This window comes from Bartonella sp. AA9NXGY (genome assembly GCF_042196845.1).
Lineage (GTDB): Bacteria > Pseudomonadota > Alphaproteobacteria > Rhizobiales > Rhizobiaceae > Bartonella.
Window position 1 is genome coordinate 25,172 of sequence record NZ_JBHIRB010000013.1, and the last position, 17,825, is coordinate 42,996.

The 17,825-nt window shown below is 37.0% G+C and carries 8 protein-coding genes and 3 pseudogenes; 9 read left to right on the forward strand and 2 right to left on the reverse strand.

Annotated elements, in window-relative coordinates:
- Positions 1–445 precede the first annotated feature (445 nt).
- The 8 genes from xseA to ACFIM6_RS07280 all read left to right on the forward strand — a co-directional run bounded on the left by xseA (position 446) and on the right by ACFIM6_RS07280 (position 11,471).
- On the forward strand, positions 446–1,876 hold the full coding sequence (gene xseA / locus ACFIM6_RS07245) for an exodeoxyribonuclease VII large subunit (protein ID WP_375612272.1): 1,431 nt from the start codon (positions 446–448) through the stop codon (positions 1,874–1,876).
- Positions 1,854–2,480, forward strand: coding sequence for a DNA-3-methyladenine glycosylase I (locus tag ACFIM6_RS07250; RefSeq protein ID WP_375612273.1), 627 nt, complete (start codon positions 1,854–1,856; stop codon positions 2,478–2,480). Before xseA ends, ACFIM6_RS07250 begins: the two co-directional genes overlap by 23 nt.
- A gap of 1,625 nt (positions 2,481–4,105) precedes the next feature.
- A complete protein-coding gene (locus tag ACFIM6_RS07255) occupies positions 4,106–5,731 on the forward strand; it encodes an ABC transporter substrate-binding protein (RefSeq protein ID WP_375612274.1) in 1,626 nt (541 codons plus the stop codon).
- A 361-nt stretch (positions 5,732–6,092) separates the two neighbouring features.
- Positions 6,093–7,709 (forward strand): ABC transporter substrate-binding protein, encoded by a 1,617-nt coding sequence (locus ACFIM6_RS07260; RefSeq protein ID WP_375612275.1) that lies wholly within the window; start codon positions 6,093–6,095, stop codon positions 7,707–7,709.
- A 110-nt stretch (positions 7,710–7,819) separates the two neighbouring features.
- Positions 7,820–8,893: an ABC transporter permease gene (locus ACFIM6_RS07265; RefSeq protein WP_375612276.1), complete on the forward strand. Its 1,074-nt coding sequence runs from the start codon at positions 7,820–7,822 to the stop codon at positions 8,891–8,893.
- Between the two features lie 2 nt (positions 8,894–8,895).
- Positions 8,896–9,825 carry an ABC transporter permease gene (locus ACFIM6_RS07270; RefSeq protein ID WP_273790732.1) on the forward strand — a complete coding sequence of 310 codons (930 nt, stop codon included), beginning with the start codon at positions 8,896–8,898 and terminating at the stop codon, positions 9,823–9,825.
- Positions 9,818–10,702 (forward strand): ABC transporter ATP-binding protein, encoded by an 885-nt coding sequence (locus ACFIM6_RS07275; RefSeq protein WP_273790733.1) that lies wholly within the window; start codon positions 9,818–9,820, stop codon positions 10,700–10,702. The genes ACFIM6_RS07270 and ACFIM6_RS07275 overlap by 8 nt, the downstream gene beginning before the upstream one ends.
- Entirely contained in the window at positions 10,689–11,471 is a 783-nt protein-coding gene (locus ACFIM6_RS07280) for an ABC transporter ATP-binding protein (protein WP_273790734.1), read from the forward strand. Before ACFIM6_RS07275 ends, ACFIM6_RS07280 begins: the two co-directional genes overlap by 14 nt.
- 550 nt (positions 11,472–12,021) lie before the next feature.
- Here the strand turns inward: ACFIM6_RS07280 and ACFIM6_RS10220 are convergent.
- Positions 12,022–13,925, reverse strand: a pseudogene (locus tag ACFIM6_RS10220) (autotransporter outer membrane beta-barrel domain-containing protein); the annotation flags it as partial.
- Between the two features lie 1,521 nt (positions 13,926–15,446).
- A pseudogene (locus ACFIM6_RS10225) lies at positions 15,447–16,691 on the reverse strand (autotransporter outer membrane beta-barrel domain-containing protein); the annotation flags it as partial.
- A 763-nt stretch (positions 16,692–17,454) separates the two neighbouring features.
- Here ACFIM6_RS10225 and ACFIM6_RS07305 point away from each other — a divergent pair.
- Positions 17,455–17,825 (forward strand): annotated as a pseudogene (locus ACFIM6_RS07305) (hypothetical protein); the annotation flags it as partial.

The following is a 17,825-nucleotide window of genomic DNA, read 5'->3' on the forward strand; positions in this document are numbered from 1 at the left end:
TGGAATAGTGCACCACGTATTTTTTATAGTGCAATTGAAAAATAAGAAGGTATCAAGTTTATAAAATATAAAAAACAGGGTCATGATATATTTGATGTATTGCAAAGCTCTTTAATACTTTGCAATACATTGAATTCTATCGGGAATGGATTACTATGTTGTGTAGAGAATTTTATTTCAGGAATTCTTATAGAAGATGTGTTTGTTTGGATGTTAGGATTGAATATTTTAGCTTCTATTGATACAATTTTCGGATGAAATAATGACTCTAGACATCCCCATACAACGGCTTCAAGTTTTTTTACAACCCTGATAATCGATTTGAAATTAAAAATATAAGCTGTTCTAGCCGGTGTTATGGGTATTTTGATGAAGCTATAAATCAAAAGTTTAAAGATGTGTTGTTTCAAAAAGATTCACAGAAACGGGCGTAAAGAATTGAAAAATGGTAAGTTTGTTTAGTGAAAAAACAGGTGTAACAAATGTGGCAGAATTCACTGTTTCCGAAATAGCAGGGGCTCTAAAGCGTGTTGTTGAAGAAAAGTTTGGTTATGTACGGGTGCGTGGGGAGATATCAGGGTACCGTGGTACTCATGCTTCGGGACATGCTTATTTTGCTTTAAAAGATGATAAGGCACGGTTGGAGGCTGTTATTTGGCGTGGAGTTATGGAAAAGCTCAAATTCCCTCCTGAAGAAGGGATGGAAGTAGTTGCTGTTGGTAAACTTACAACTTATCCAGGGTCATCGAAATATCAAATTGTCATTGAGGCTCTTGAACCAACGGGGGTTGGTGCTTTGATGACACTTCTTGAAAATCGTAAGAAAAAGTTTTTAGAAGAAGGCTTGTTTGATGAAGAAAAGAAAAAAACTTTGCCTTATATGCCTCGAATTTTAGGCGTTGTAACATCACCAACAGGTGCTGTTATTCGTGATATTATTCATCGTATATCCGATCGTTTTCCGTTGCATATTTTGGTTTGGCCTGTACGTGTTCAGGGGGAAACAAGTGGGAGGGAAGTGGCTGTTGCTGTTGAAGGTTTTAATGCTCTTGGTCCAGGTGGACTTATTCCAAAACCTGATCTTATTATTGTTGCACGGGGAGGAGGAAGTTTAGAAGATTTGTGGGGGTTTAATGACGAAGCTGTTGTTCGTGCTGTTTATGAATCTTCTCTTCCTGTTATTTCTGCTGTTGGGCATGAAACGGACTGGACCTTGATTGATTATGTGGCTGATTGGCGCGCTCCAACTCCTACCGCCGCAGCAGAACGGGCTGTTCCTGTTAAGCTTGATCTCGAGGTGCTGGTGGCATCGCTTGATGCACGTTTGCGCAAGGGACTCGCGCGTTATTTGGATTTTTATCGACAAAAATTGCGTGCTACTCTACGAGCTCTTCCGACTGCCGATCAACTTTTTGCTTTACCACGGCGTGGTTTAGATGAAACTTCAAGTCGATTGCAGCGTGCTCTTTGTGTAAGCTACGATAAAAAACGTTTTTCTTTTCATGCACTTGGTGTGCGTTTTTCACCGCGTTTGTTAAATATTGAAAAAGCACAACGCAATACAAAGGAATATACGGCACGTCTTCAGCGTGCTTTTGTGCGTAGTGTGGAAAAACAACGTGCTGGGTTAGAGGTAGTATCTAGGCTTTTAAGAAGCACTTCATATCAGAATATTTTGGAGCGCGGTTTTGTTTTGGCTTTGGGGAAAGATCATAAGCCCATTAAACGATTGGTTCAGTTTCCTGAAACAGGGCAAATAAATTTACGCTTTTTTGATGGAGATATCAGTGTTGCAACACAAGAACCTGTTTTTTCTAAACGGTCAAAACACAAGCAGATAAAGTCGCCAAGCGATGATCAAGGAACTCTCTTTTAATACGGTTAATGCCATGCTTGCGGAAGGTCTTCTTAAGGGAGTGGATGAAAAAGTTCGTTGCGCATGGGCTGGAACGGATCCACTTTATTGTGCTTATCATGATACCGAATGGGGAAAGCCTATTTTTGAGGATATTCGTTTGTTTGAGAAAATTTGTCTTGAAGGTTTCCAAGCGGGGCTTTCTTGGTTTACAATTTTAAAAAAACGCTCTTTTTTTCGCGTTGCATTTGATCACTTTGACTTTGAAAAGATTGCTCATTATGATGAGCTGAAGGTGCAAATGTTAATGCAGAATAAAGACATTGTTCGCCATCAAGGAAAAATTCAATCAGTGCTTAATAATGCATTGAGAGCACAAGAAATTATAACAGAGTGGGGGAGTTTGTCCCACTATTTTTGGTCTTTTCAACCACCACAATTGGAGCGTTATGAAAAAATAGATTTTCAAACACTGTTAGCTAACCCTATGACACCTGCTTCTCTTCGTCTTTCTCAAGACTTGAAGAAACGTGGTTGGACATTCGTTGGCCCCACAATTTGTTATGCTTTTATGCAGTCCGTAGGAATTGTTAATGATCATCTTGAAGGATGTTTTTGTCGATAAATTGGCAAACTTTCTTTTGTAAGAGTAATGATTAATAGGATAATAATTGAATTATTTAACAAATATATAAATTATACAATTCCCCTGTATAAGATAATTGAAATATACAAACTATACAATAGTAATGATTTTCTATTGTTGTTGGCACTAAAAACGATAAAGGTATAATTTTGAGGATGAAAAAACAGACGCAAAAAGGAGTGATATCTTAACTGTTATGTATCTGAAGTTAGATCATGGTGATGTCTTGTATGTTTTAAAGAAACATCTAGTTACACCAAGGCCCATTTTGCGACGCAGCTCATGAATACTATGACAGTAAATCCATCGTGCACTCCATCTTTACGCTTATGAAGGAGAAGATCGGCACCATCACACATTTACTAGCTCTCAGTGTTATGAAACAGTCTTTGGTATTTGTAATGATTCAGAAGAGTTTTTTTATTTCCGTTAATAACATGACTGTTATAATTAATGAATATTTTATTCATGTTTGTTGACGAATGCAAAGTGGTTGTTAGATGGGGTGCTGTTGTTGCATTGTTTTTCTTTGCTTGTATGACTGTTGGTTTATTTATATGTAGGTTGATTGCCCAATGCTTACCTAGGCAATATAAAATGAAATGCAGCGATGAAAAATTGAAGTTAAATGACTCAAGCTGCTTGTGTTGGGTTTTATTATCTGATAGCTTTCCTCTATTAGTAGAGTGATCTTGCCGCGTGTGCGCTCCAATTTTTTGGAAGATGATTAAGCTCATGCAGGCTTGTATCCACTACATTGCTTCGTTGAATCTCTGTATGTTTCCGCTGGAAACGAGAGTTCTGTTGCGGTATGTTGTTTTCTATTCTATTTTTATAGTGGTAAAGCAATGATGCACGCCAAAGTTTAGAAGGGTTTATATTCGTTATGTCTTTAGGGGGGAAACGTCTAATGAATTTTATTTTTATCAATGAGAGAATGCATTTTAGTGTATATTCTTTTATTGTAAGCTTTATTTCTCAAAAGATAAAGCGTGGAAGGAATGCTTCTTCTCATTTTTCCTTTATCTTTGTTAACGCGTTTGGTTTTGTTGGTAAAAACGTAAAACTTTTGACACTTAGTTTTCAAAAGATTAAGCAGATTTTTGTGGGGGGTAGCGTTTTAGAAAAGATATTTTCTTATGTCTTTCTGCTGTTCCAGTGTCGTTTTTGTCATGTAGTAAAGATGCGCCGTATCTTGAAACAGTGTTTGAGGGGGATGACTATTTTTAAAGTTTGCATATTTTATTTTAAATGTCGCCTAAAGGAATAGAATAATGAATTCATAAATTTTTGCGTAATGATTTTTTTAAAGCTCACTATTTTTGGGGCGACAAGGCTTATTGATGATTAATAGAGAACTGATATAGTGCATTATCATATGCAAAGAGGTTATGAAAAGAATGTAATACTGGTTAGCAAAACATATATTGCATGTTCGTTATGGTTTATTGAGACGTAAGTCAATGAATTTATCAAGTAGATGACTCTGTGTAGGTGATTAAAAATATAGGCGATTAGAACGTATTTATTCAATGTTATAATTATAAATTTGCTATATTATTTCAGCGTCATTAATTGATAAAAATAAATAAAGGGAAAAGTTTATGAACTTGAAGAAAACAATATTGAAAAGTAGCAGCTCTCTTGTTGCTGCTTTTATAGCTTTGGCGATGGTTGTACAACAGGTTTCAGCAAAAACACCCGCTGATACCCTTGTGATGGCTTGGAATCTTGATGCAATCAGTACGTTTGATCCCGCACAACTTAATGATGTTTATGGAAGTGAAATTATTTACAATATTTGTGATAACTTGGTGAGTACTGCGACAGATGATCCTGCTAAAATGGTTCCCGTTTTAGCAACACATTGGGATGTTTCAGGTGATGATCACAGTACGGTGATTACTTTTCATTTACGTGATGGTTTGAAGTTTAATGATGGCAGATCAGCCAATGCCAATGATCTTGTTTGGGGTATGAAGCGGATTGTCAAATTGAAGATGGGTAATGCGGCAATTTTTAATGAATATGGAATTACAGAACAAAATGTTGATGATGCTTTGCAAGCTCCCGATGAGAAAACGGTTGTGATGAAATTTGATAAGCCTTATCCAGCAGAGCTCATTCTTAATAATATTGTTGCGAGTCGTGCAACAGCTTTGCTTGATCGTAAGACGATTATGAAACACGAAAAAGATGGCGATTTTGGAAATCAGTATTTGAAAGGTCATGCTGCTTGTGTTGGTCCTTATCAGTTAAAAAGTTGGCGCCCTGGAGAAGCTCTTTTGTTGCGTGCAAGCTCTCACTATTGGGGACAAGCGCCTAAACTGAAGCAGATTTTAATTCGCCATGTTGCAGAGCCCGGAACACAACGTTTGTTGTTGCAAAAACATGATATTGATGTTGCTCGTAATTTGACACCTGAAGATCTTGCAGATCTGCAAAAAACAACAGATGTTAAAGTTGAAAGAGTGTTAGTGCCAACTATGATGTACTGGGGATTCAATACGACGAATCCTATTTTTGCTAAGGAAAAAGTACGTTTGGCGATGCGTTATCTCATAGATTATGAAGGTCTTGGCAAGAAGCTTCTCAAAGGGATTGGTATCCCACGGGCCAGTTTTATTCCTCTTGGCAACTTTGGGGCTTTGGATGAAAAAGAGGGGCAACCCTTTAAACTTGATATTGCAAAAGCCAAGCAGCTTTTAGCAGAAGCTGGTTATCCGAATGGATTTGAGGCAAATTTTCTCGTGTCAAACACTCCTTATACTTTGTTACTTGCTCAGTCACTCCAGGATAGTGCTGCACAGGCGGGCGTGCGTCTTAAAATTGAACGTGTAGCAGGTACACAGTTATTTTCAAAAGTGGATGCTCGAGCTTTTGATACGGCTTTTATCGGATGGAATAATGATTCTGCGGATCCTCATACCATGGCTTCACGTCTTATTTTCAATCCAGATAATCGTTTTGAGGCTAAAAATACAGCCTATCCTAGTTGGAAGCATGGGTATTTTGATGCTAAGATGAATCAAAAAGTTGAAGAAGCGTTGTTTCAAAAAAATCCGCAAAAACGAGCGCAACTCTATGCTGATTTACAACGTGAATTAATGCAAAAAGGACCTTATGCGTTTATCTTTCAACAATATAGCGTTGTCGCGATGACGCCTGATGTCAAAAAATGGGTTTGGAATAGTGCACCGCGTATTTTTTATAGTAAAATTGAAAAATAAGTGTGTCTTTTTAGTGTTATCAAAGCTAAAAAGAGCTTAATCATAATTGCATGATGAAAATATTCTCCCATATAAAGCTCTTCAGTTTTTTTAGGATGAAACTGTGAGGGATGTTTGTGTAGTAGCAGTATATAATTAAGATCGTTTATAGGGAGCGATGAATATAGAAAGTTATATTGGGGAGGATCTTTGTTTATGGTTATAGATTCTCTGCATCCCGAATATAGACTGATGTATAAGAAAATTATTTTGTAGATGCTTAGTTTGATTAAATGAAATTGATGTCTAATGCTATGCTATTTAAGCAAAATCACAATCACTTTGTGTGAAAAGGTAGAAGAATACAAAAGGAAGAGATAAAATGGGAAAACAAAGAATATTGAAAAAAATTTCTATTTTATTAAGCTCAATCATTTTTTTTAATGGGGCTGTAACAACGGCATTCAGTGCCTCATCTAAAGATATATTGGTAATGGCATGGAATATTGATTCAATTAGTAGTTTTGATCCAGCGCAAACTGTTGAGGTTGTGACGAGTGAGTTATTAACGAATATTTGCAGCGCGTTAGTGCAATATGATGAGCATGATCCTACAAAAATTCGCCCTGCTATGGCAAAATCTTGGGACGTTTTAGACAATGGCAAAAGAATAGTCTTTCATCTTCGTGATGATTTAAAGTTTAATGATGGAAGGATGGCTACAGCGCAAGATTTGGTATGGTCGATGCGACGGATTATTAAATTAGGATTAAGCTATGCTCAATCTTTAATGGATTATGGGTTTACCAAAAACAATATTGAAACAAATATTCAGGCTCTTGATGATAAGACTTTACAATTAAAATTAGATAAACCCTATCCTATTCAGCTCATATTGACTGTTATTGGACAATCTTATGCTTCTGCTTTGCTTGATCGGAAAACAATTGAAGCACAGAGTATTAACGGTGATATGGGGAATAAATATTTAGCAACACATACAGCTTGTGTTGGACCTTATAAATTGGTGAGCTGGTCTCCAGGAGATAAAGTTGTGTTAGAGGCGACACAACATTATTGGGGCGATGTGCCTAAAATTAAGCAGATTGTTGTGCAGCATGTAGCGGATTCATCAAGTCAAAGACTTCTTTTGGAAAAAGGTGATGTGGATATAGTGCGTGATCTTTCTTCAGAGGATATTTTAGATCTTGAAAAAAAAGGAGGCCCAGTCAAAATTAGTCGTGTTTTGCGTCCGCAGATTATTTACTTATCGTTAAATAATAAGAATGCAATTTTTGCGAATGAAAAGGTCAGATTGGCACTTCGTTATTTGGTTGATTATGAAGGTCTTGGAAAAACTGTTTTGAAAGGGATTGCTATTCCTCGGGCAACTTATATGTCTTTAGGTGTTCCAGGTGCTTTAGATGAAAAAGAAGGTTTGCCTTTTCAGTTGGATTTGAAAAAAGCAAAACAACTGATTACTGAAGCTGGTTATCCTAATGGGTTTAAAGCTAATCTTTTAGTTGGAAGCCTTAGTTATATGTCGTCTGTTGCACAGTCTATTCAAGCCAATGCACGCAAAATTGGTGTTGAGCTTACAATTGAAAAAATGGCACAAAATCAATTGTTGAGCCGTGTACGTGGTGGAAATTATGATACTGCTATTATGGGGTGGGGGAGTGCCGATCCTGATGGACATCCTGCTTCATTAAATCACGTGTTTAACCCTGATCCAACATTTACAAAAAAGCACAATATGTATTTAGCTTGGCGCGCTGGGTATTATGATGAAAATATTAATAACATGGTGATGGATGCTTTGTTTGAGAAAGACCCCAATAAGCGTATCATGCAATATCGTACTTTACAGCATTATGTGCTAGAGCATGGTCCTATGGTTTATTTATTTCAGACATATTATACCGTTGGTATGGGGCCTGATGTCAAAAAATGGATTTGGAACAGTTATAGACTTTATTACAATGAAGCAGAAAAATAAAAAGAAGCATGTTATAGAAAAGGATTGTAGAACATGCTTAATAAGAGATTGTTTTGTTATATAAAAAAGTATTTGCTTTATGTTTTGTCGCTACAGAGGGGATTTTTATAATGGTTTTGCCACTTTCAGAGACTGAAAGAGCTGTATCAGAAAAGCAGAAAAAATTATTTTTATGGGATTTTTTATGCAAAGGATTGAAACTTCTTATTTCAGTTTTTATCACATTGCTTGGGTTGGTGACGATCACTTTTTTTCTTGGTCATCTTCTTCCTCTAGATCCGGTTCTGTCTATTCTTGGTGATAATATCAGTCAGGAAGCTTATGATGCAATGTATTATAAGCTGGGTCTTGATAAGCCGTTGATTGTCCAATATTGGAAGTATCTTCATAATGTATTTTTGTTTGACTTTGGAGATGCTTTAACTTCTGGGCGACCTGTTCTAGCCGATATTATGCGTGTGTTTCCTGCAACATTAGAGCTTGCAACCGTTGCTATTGTTATTGGCACAAGTCTTGGAATTCCATTTGGTGTTTTTGCAGCAATGTATCGCGATTCATTTATTGATTATGTTGTCCGTGTTTTTACACTTGTAAGTTATTCTACTCCAACATTTTGGCTCGGATTAATGGCGTTGTTAATATTTTACGCCAAGCTTGGCTGGGTTGGTGGCCCAGGACGACTTGATTTTCTTTATGAATATTCTTTTGAACCAAAAACAGGATTTTTCCTTTGGGATACTGCAAGCCAAGGACAATGGCAGGCTTTTGGTAATGTTTTTAGTCACGTTATTATGCCTGCTTTGATCTTGGCTTTCGGTGCTATGGCTTATATTAGCCGTATGACTCGTGGGTTTATGATTGAGCAGCTTAATCAGGAATATATCATTACTGCACGTGTAAAGGGATTATCGTGGGCGCGAACCGTTTGGGGGCATGCCTTTCGAAATGCTGCTGTTCAAATTATTACCGTTGTTGCACTTTCTTATGCTTTTTTATTAGAAGGGGCTGTTTTAACGGAGACAGTTTTTGCTTGGCCTGGTTTTGGACATTACTTGACAAATGCTCTTTTAGCCGGAGATATGAATGCAGTTGTAGGATGTACTTTACTTGTAGGATTTATCTTTGTCGCCATTAATTTATTTTCTGATTTGCTTTATCGCATTTTTGATCCAAGGACACGTTGAATATGACAGTAAGTAATCATCATAAATCGCAATCATCATCTTCTTTGGGTAGTTGGTTAAACGATCCTGTTCCAAACTCCATAATTCAAGCGAACATACAAAGAATTTATCACGCACTGGCTAAGTTTTTTCATAACTTTTCGGCTGTATTCGGTCTGCTTATTATTTGTATTATTATCATATGTGCATTTTTTGCTCCTTGGATTGCTACGCATGATTTTCTTAGCAATGATCTGGGGCATCGGTTGCAGCCACCCTCTATGGCGCATTATTTTGGAACAGATGAATTGGGACGTGATATTTTTAGTCGCCTTGTTTTTGGTTCCCGTATTACTCTTTATGTTGTTTTTCTTACAACAGTTATTGTAGGTCCAATAGGGCTTATTGTTGGAACTGTATCTGGTTATATGGGCGGATGGGTTGATACTGTGCTCATGCGCATTGTCGATATTTTTCTTGCTTTTCCAGGTTTGATTTTAGCTCTTGCATTTTCAGCCGCATTGGGACCAGGGATTGAAAATGCTTCTATTGCAATTTCAATTGCAGCATGGCCACCAATTGCACGTTTAGCACGTGCTGAGACTTTGACAATACGTTCTTCTGATTATGTTTCTGTAGTTCGCCTGCAAGGGGCCTCTGCTTGGCGAATTATTTTGTTTCATGTTGCGCCCATGTGTATTCCTTCAGTGATTGTACGATTAACTTTGGATATGTCTGGAATTATTTTAACGGCTGCTGGTCTTGGTTTTTTAGGGTTGGGAGCTCAACTTCCAAGTCCTGAATGGGGTGCGATGCTTTCTTCAGGGCGGGAATTTATGATGACAAATTGGTGGTTGGCGGCAATACCAGGCTGTGCAATATTATTTGCAAGTCTTGCTTTCAACCTTTTAGGTGATGGTCTTCGTGATGTATTGGATCCACGCAATGGGTAATAAATTATTAGAAGTAGAAGATTTACGTATTTCTTTTCCTACAACGCGCGGCATTTCAGAAGTTGTGCGTGGCGTTAGTTTTTCTGTTGGAAAAGAAAAAATTGGAATTGTTGGTGAATCCGGATCTGGAAAATCGATGACTGGGCGCGCAATACTAAGATTGAGTCCAAAAGCAGCCATTGTTAAAGCTAAAAAAATGCGCTTTGAGGATGTTGATTTATTGGCCGCAAGTGAACCTCAGATGCGAAAAATCCGTGGGAAACGTATTTCAATGATTTTACAGGATCCCAAATATTCACTTAATCCATTAATACGGATCGGGGAACAGATTATGGAGGCTTACCGTATTCATTACCGTGTTTCAAAAGCTGAAGCGAGGGAGCGCACCATATCTATGTTAGAATCTGTTCATATTCGTGATCCTGAACATGTGATGCGTCTCTTTCCTCATGAAATATCTGGGGGGATGGGGCAGCGCGTGATGATTGCAATGATGCTCATTCCAAAACCTGATTTAATTATTGCTGATGAGCCAACATCTGCACTTGATATTACGGTCAGACGACAAGTTTTATCTGTATTAGATGAACTTGTGACAAAATCTGGAACGGGACTTATTTTCATTAGTCATGATTTAAATATGATTGCTGATTTTTGTGATCGTATTTTGGTGATGTATGCGGGCCGTGTCTTAGAAGAGTTGCCTGCTTCTGATTTGTCTCACGCTTGTCATCCTTATACAAAGGCGTTGCTCGCGAGTTTGCCACGGCTTGATAATCCAGTTGATATTTTGGCTGTTCCTGAGCGTGATCCTGATTGGTTGTATAATCCTACGATTGTTAATGGCGTTGAGGAGGTTCCTCATGACAAATTGTGAGAATATTATTGATGTTTCTAATTTATCTGTAACTTTTGGGCACAGGCATAAGGCAGTAACAGTTGTTAAAAATGTTAATTTTCATATTAAGCGTGGTGAAGCTTATGGTTTGATTGGTGAATCCGGATGTGGAAAGTCAACTATTTTGAATACATTGGTGGGGCTTATTCCAGATTATAGTGGAAAATTCCTTTTTGCTGGACAAGAAGTTGAAAAGAAAAGAAGTAAGGATTTTTTACGCTGTATTCAAATGGTTTTTCAAGATCCTTATGCTTCGCTGCATCCAAGAAAAATGGTCCATACGGTTCTTTCTGAATCGCTCAAAATCCATGGAATGGATAATCAAAGAGAGCGGGTGGAGGATGCTTTAGATTCCGTTGGTTTAGATTCTTCATTTCTTTATCGTTATCCTCATGAGTTGTCTGGAGGGCAGCGTCAGCGTATTGCTCTTGCACGTGCTTTAATTATTGAGCCAGAGGTGTTGTTGCTTGATGAGCCAACATCTGCATTGGATGTGTCGGTACAGGCTGAAATTTTAAACTTGTTGAAATCACTGCGCGTGAGAAAAAAGCTTACTTATTTAATGGTATCCCATGATCTTGCTGTTGTTGCACATATTTGTGAACGTGTTGGAATTATGCATAAAGGGATTATTCTTGAAGAGCTTAGCAATGATGAATTGCGTAATCTACATGCGCAACACGATTATACAAAGGAGTTTTTTGAAGCAAGTATAGAGCCTATTGTCCATAGAGAGCAAAGAGCATGATCAATTTTACAGAAGAGAAAATGCAATTTTATTTGTTTTGAAGTTTCTGGAGATGTTTGGCGGCATTGTTAAGAGGGAAGGGGATAATAGGATTTTTTCAGTATGAATTTTCTGGGCAGTGTTTGAGCTGTAATATTTTAAATCCTATTAGAACTTCCATTTTGAAATATATGAGTGACTTATAACATACATCCCTTTGTTTGATATTATTGCATTATTTTTTACTTATCATTTTATGTTCAAAAGTTTTATTTTGGAATTTTAAGCATTAAATTCGTGAGAAATAACAAACGATAGTAATGTTGTATTTTCTAGAAAAGCTTCTCATTATTTTACAATATCATTTTGTTTTTGGTTGTTCTCTTTTTTACAGTTTTATTCTTTATAAAAAGAATTTTTTGTAAAAAACATCCAATGGTCAATGACTGTCTTCAAATATTTCGCTGTTCTCTATTTAAAAAAGCGCTTAAAAACAGCTTATAATAAACCAAAAAGGCAGCAATATGCTGCCTTTTTGTTAAATTGAATAGGCTATTTTTACAGTCTTGATTTAAAACTGATAGAGTATTCCTCCTGAAAAGCTTGCACCACTTATACCAGTTTTTGAAGCTTTTGTTGATAGCTGACATCACCATGAAGGGAGAGGTTAGCGGACAATTGTGGGCCACCTTCAACGAAACTTCCCGAGGGGTCACATTTATAATACTTATCAATATGGAATGTCTGATCATCACCAAAGGTTTTGATTAAGTTTACTTTTCCATAGAAAGACATAGGACGGCTGTTTTCAGTGGCAATGGTTTTTGTCAAACGTCCACCAACACGGGATTATCCATTGAGAAGGATTTTGCATCTTAATGGTCAGATTATCAGCATCTTTAATGGTATCAAACATCAAATGTTGATAGGCAAGCTGTGCCTGCGGTTCGAATGTTACGCCTTGGATACCCGTTGCAAATTGTTTGCCAACAGTGGTGGAGATACTCAACATTTTGGCGTTTTTCAATTTTGCAGTTTTACCAATGAGAGCATTGGTGATATCTCCCTTTATTATCCCATAGGATAAAAGCGTATCAAGATAGAAACCATTGTCACGCTGTTTACTGCCATAGGCGGCGGTGAGTTGAAATGACTATTTATTCAATATGCTCTTACTTGCTGTCTTGCATATCTTTGGGGGTGAAAGAGAGTTGCCCGTAGGTTCGGACAAGACCCAAATGTGTTGTAGATATTTTTCCCTTCTGCGCGACAAGGTTAATAGCTCCTTGTAGAACAGCATAACGAAGATGAGCACTGCTATAACCATATCTACTAGAAGTACTACTTATCAAAAAATAAGCTTCCTGTTTTTCCATAGGTATATAAGAAAAAGCCATTCCGTTTGTCTTATTCTTTCCTTAAGACAAATGTCGCATATTGGTTAACAGTTGCATTTTGCTTAGCCATATTGGTCAATCCAGCGTACAAGAGAGCATTGGGGCTTGATCAAATAGTTTGTATTTATGGCACGATGGTTTTTACTTTTGAGTCGCTATCAAGCAGTACTGGTTGTAAGCGAAAATCCCAGAAATTTTTATTTTCTCCTAAAAGGTTTTGTTCAGCATTTGTTTTACTGTGGTTTGATTTTGGTCCATAAGCTTTCAGTATATATTTATAAGGTGAACCACTTATTGTGATATAGTCCTGTGCAAGTTTGAAAGAGTTTTGATTTACTTTCCCAAAAACTTGAATGAGTGAAAGACCACGTGCACTGGTAAGAGCAGAAGCGTCTGCTTTAATATTGTTCTTTTCTAAATGTCCAGTGATATAAACCAGTGTAGTACCTGAAACATCACCGTGAATCAGAAGATGGTCAGCTTTTTGTTTGTTTATGGCAGCACTATCACTCCATTCGACGTTGAAATGAATTTCTGCTTTTCCTGTAGCATTGTAGACTTTTTTAGTATTTGGTCTGCCAGATCCTATGTGCAACGTGTGATAATGATTTTCAGTTGGCTCTTCAAAAACAATAGAGCTGTTATTGATGTTAAGGACAGAAATATCAGAACGTGCTCTTTGAGCAATATCAAGCAGTTTTTTGTTCTGGCTTTTTTTATTTGTGCTTGTTTTCAATGTCCATTTCGTATTGTTTTGCAAATCAAAGACTGTTTTGAATTTTTTTTCAGTGCTCACTTTGCCGTCTAAGATGGAGCGATCGGCGTTTAGTGTAAAAGTGAAATCATTTTTTTTCGTTGAAGCTTCGGTTACTAATAAAACATTGGCACGGATTTCTGAATTTTTGAGATTGGCTTTACCAATTGATTCATTTGCATTAATTCCAGTACCGTTTTTAATATGAAGTTTTGTATTGGTTAAATTGATTTCTGATGTTCTATTGTTCTTAGACTTTTCAAATGCGATACCTCTATCTTCTGCTGTGGCAGAAACATTTGTTACATCAATATGTCCATTATTATTTACAACAAATGCACTATTTTCGGCAATTATTGTCCCTCCACTCATTTTGATTGTGCTGCCATTTTCTGAATAAAGTCCGATCTCAGCATTTTTAATCGTTGTATGGCCATATAATTCAACTAAACTGCCAACATCTTGGCTTTCCGCACCGAATCCGTTATTATCTGCTGTTATTAGAGTAACATTCGTGGCTTTAATATGTCCGCCGTTTCCGGCAAATAATGCAGTAGTTTTACCTTGTACTGTTCCTCCCGTTATGGTGATGGTGGATTTTGAATCTTTTGCATAGAGCCCACTGTCATCAGATGATGTAATTTGAGCATTGTCAGTTAAAGTAATAGTACTGCCGTTTATAGCAGATACTGCTGCACCTTTTGCGTTAAATGATCCTCCAGAAACTGTTATTTGAGAACCATTATCTGAAATTATGCTATTGATTGCTTGCGGAACGGTTACATTTTCTAAAGTAATGGCACTTCTTCTTGCAATTATTGCATTGATTAGTAGTGCATTATCCTTACGATTTAATATCGTTACATCTTTCAGTTTGTTATTGCTCTTGTTTTTTAACAAGTGAACGCCTGCTTCGGAAGCAGTAATGGTTCCTCCGATCATTTTGATTGTGCTATCGTTTTGCGCATCAATTCCGATTTTAACGTCACTGATCGTTGTATTGCCAAGCAATTCAATCACACTGTTAGAGCCAGAGGCAGCTGCACCAGCAGCTACACCACTGCCATTATTAGTTGCTTTTAAAGCAACATTTGTAACCGTAATATGGCCACCTATGTCTGCTTCTAAGGCTGTATATTTTCCTGTCACGTTTCCTGTTGTCATTGTAATTGTGGATTTTGAGTCTCGTGCATAGAGGCCTGCTTCATCATGTGACGTAATTTGAGCATTGTCCGTTAAGGTGATACTGCTACCGTTTTGAGCACATATTGTTGCATAGCTTGAATCAAATGATCCTCCAGAGATTGTTATGTTAGAACGATTATTTGCAATTACGCTGTTGCCTGTTTGAGTCACTTTTACATTTTTTAAAGTGAGACCACTTTCTTTCTCTAGAAGAATTCCTTTGCCTGAATTTTTATCTTTACCGGTTGATATTATTACATTTTCTAGTTTACTTTCGGCGCTCTTACTGTTCACGAAGCCAACACCAGTTTTAGAAGTTGTAATAGTCCCCCCAATCATTTTAATTACGCCACCGTTACTTGCCACAAGCCCAACACCAGCATTCTTAATCGTTGTATTGCCATATAATTCAATCATACTATTAGCGCTATTGACTCCTGCGCCTATTATAGGAACATCAGTGACCTTGCCCCCATGTTCATTTGTTGTTAGAGCAACATCCGTGACCTTAATATGTCCACCGTTTTCTGCGACCAACGCTAATTCTCCGGTTACTGTTCCTCCCGTCATTGTGATGGTAGAATGTAAACCATTTGTGTAGAGTCCTTTGCTATTCGATGATGTTGATGTAACTTGAACGTTACCTTTTTTATTGCTGGTTAAAGTAATGTTGCTGCCGTTTCCAGCGTATACCCCTACGTTTTTGCCCTCAAATAATCCTCCAGAAACCGTTACTTTAGAATGATTATTTGCAACTATGCCACTTTTTGCCTGCGTAACTGTTACATTTTCTAAAGTGACGTTGCTTTCCTTGTCGGCACCTATTCCTGTGATTTTAGGCTCTTTATGGTTACTGCCCGATATTTTCACATTTTTTAGCTTGTTTCCATTGCTCTTACTATTATAGAAACCAGCGCCGGTTGCAGAAGCTGTAATGGTCCCTCCGATCATTTTAATCATTCCACTGTTTTGTGCATGAAGACCGATTACAGCATTCTTAATTGTTGTATTCCCATGCAATTCAATCACGCTGTTCGGACCGCCGGCGACAACTGTTCCGATTTTATCATTCGTCGCAGTTAACGCAACATCCGTGACCTTGATATGTCCACCGTTTTCTGCAACCAACGCCATTTTTTCTGTGATTACGCTTCCTCCCGTCATTTCGATTGTGGTTTCTGAATCTGTTGCATGGAGTCCAGTGCCATGAGATGATGTAGTTTGAACATTGTTAGTTAGAGTTACGCGACTGCCATTGTAAGCAGATATTGCTGCCTTTGTGGCATCAAATGATCCTCCCAATATCGTGATTTCAGATTTATTATTTGCTGTAACGCTATTCGTTGCCTTAGTCACTTTTACATTTTCTAAAGTGACTTCACTGTCTTTGTCTGCAAATATTGCAAAAGTTAGTGGAGCTTTGCCTTTGCCACTTGATATTATTATATCTTTTAGCTTGTTTTCAGCATTCTTACTGTTCAAGAATTTAGTGCCAGTGTTGGAAACTGTGATAGTTCCCCCAGTCATTTTCAGTGTAGCACCATCCTTTGCTTCAAGACCGAAGAAAATGCTAGAACCAGTTCCTTTAATGGTTGTACCATCCAGTAATTCAATCGCAGTGTTAGAACCTTCAGCTGTTATAGCGTGCGCATTTGTGCCTATGTTGGTGTTTGTTTTTTTGTTTCCGATTATCGTCAAATGCTTGCCGATAATTTGACCACCTTTTTTTGCGTGAATAATTTCGTAGGTTTCGTTGGAAACTTCTTTTTTATTTTCTGAAATTTCAAGATTTTTAGCTTGTGCATTAAGATTGATACCAGAAAGTACAACTGCCACAATTGCTGTGCAGGATAGAAGAAATTTTTTAGGCATCAGTCTACTCCTTTTAAAGCCCCCAACATTCATTTTCCCGCTAACTTCATAAGCAGAAGTGGAAATAGATATTGCTTTTATTTTAATAACACAGCACTTTGATATTTTGTTTTGCTTTTTTTGTCAAATTTAAAGTTGTATTTATGTTTAATTATGTAATATTAAATTTATTTCATAATGTATTTTTATATAATTATATTTTAAAAATAAGTTTTTTATTAATGGTACATATTATTTTATATCAATATTCATTTATTTTAATATTTATTGATGTATAATTAAACAAGTACAGTTATATAAAAATAAATTAAAAATATAATATAAATAAGAATAGTAGTGTTTTTAATATTGTACATTTTCAAAAAAATAAGATATTTTATATTTTTAAAGTTAATAAATAACAAATATTTTTGTGTATAATTTACTTTATACTTTATATTTTATATTGAGTGGAAAAAGGTGAAATTAGAGTGGATATGTGATAATTGATTGTTCTTACCTACATTATGTATCGAATGAGTTTTTGACAGCAAAAATGAGAGAAGGCTTTAATAGAGCGTTGAGGGTTCTTTGAGTGCTCAGTATCTTCTTTGAACAAATAAAATATAAAAATATGTAGAATCCGCCGATAAGCCACAATTTCCGAAAGGCTACATACTATACAAAACTCCGTTGGATGTAGTTTGACATTAGGTTTTGTACTAAGTGGGAAGAGGTGAGATTAGTTAGAAATACGTGATAATTTATTGTTTTTATGGTTATTTTTTACCATTAAATGCGCGTTTTGTAAAATGGCATGGGCAAGGACCATCCCGTTTTAACGAGCGCCATTATCAAAACTATTGCCGCCCTGATGGCTTTTAACATTGCTCTACGTGTGTTGCGCTTTACCATGACTGGCGCACACGTCTTGGTTTATTTTGGTTCCGATACGGCAACCATCACCAAATGGAAAAACATCATTGCTGCTGCTTTCGACTTCTCTTCCCATTGGCAAAAGTTTAAACAAGGACTTTCCTCTGTTGTCGAGTGGTTTGGCAATTTGTGGGAGGGCGTTAAACAAAGCTTTTCCAACTTTTGGCAATGGTTGAAGAGTTTTTTTACACAGGAAAAGCTCTCGGATGCTGCCAAGGCTGGTATGGAACAAGCGGGCGAAGATCTGGCTAA

Coding starts and splice junctions, on each gene's coding strand:
- xseA (WP_375612272.1), top strand. CDS start 446: ATGGTAAGTTTGTTTAGTGAAAAAACAGGTGTAACAAATGTGGCAGAA.
- ACFIM6_RS07250 (WP_375612273.1), top strand. CDS start 1,854: ATGATCAAGGAACTCTCTTTTAATACGGTTAATGCCATGCTTGCGGAA.
- ACFIM6_RS07255 (WP_375612274.1), top strand. CDS start 4,106: ATGAACTTGAAGAAAACAATATTGAAAAGTAGCAGCTCTCTTGTTGCT.
- ACFIM6_RS07260 (WP_375612275.1), top strand. CDS start 6,093: ATGGGAAAACAAAGAATATTGAAAAAAATTTCTATTTTATTAAGCTCA.
- ACFIM6_RS07265 (WP_375612276.1), top strand. CDS start 7,820: ATGGTTTTGCCACTTTCAGAGACTGAAAGAGCTGTATCAGAAAAGCAG.
- ACFIM6_RS07270 (WP_273790732.1), top strand. CDS start 8,896: ATGACAGTAAGTAATCATCATAAATCGCAATCATCATCTTCTTTGGGT.
- ACFIM6_RS07275 (WP_273790733.1), top strand. CDS start 9,818: ATGGGTAATAAATTATTAGAAGTAGAAGATTTACGTATTTCTTTTCCT.
- ACFIM6_RS07280 (WP_273790734.1), top strand. CDS start 10,689: ATGACAAATTGTGAGAATATTATTGATGTTTCTAATTTATCTGTAACT.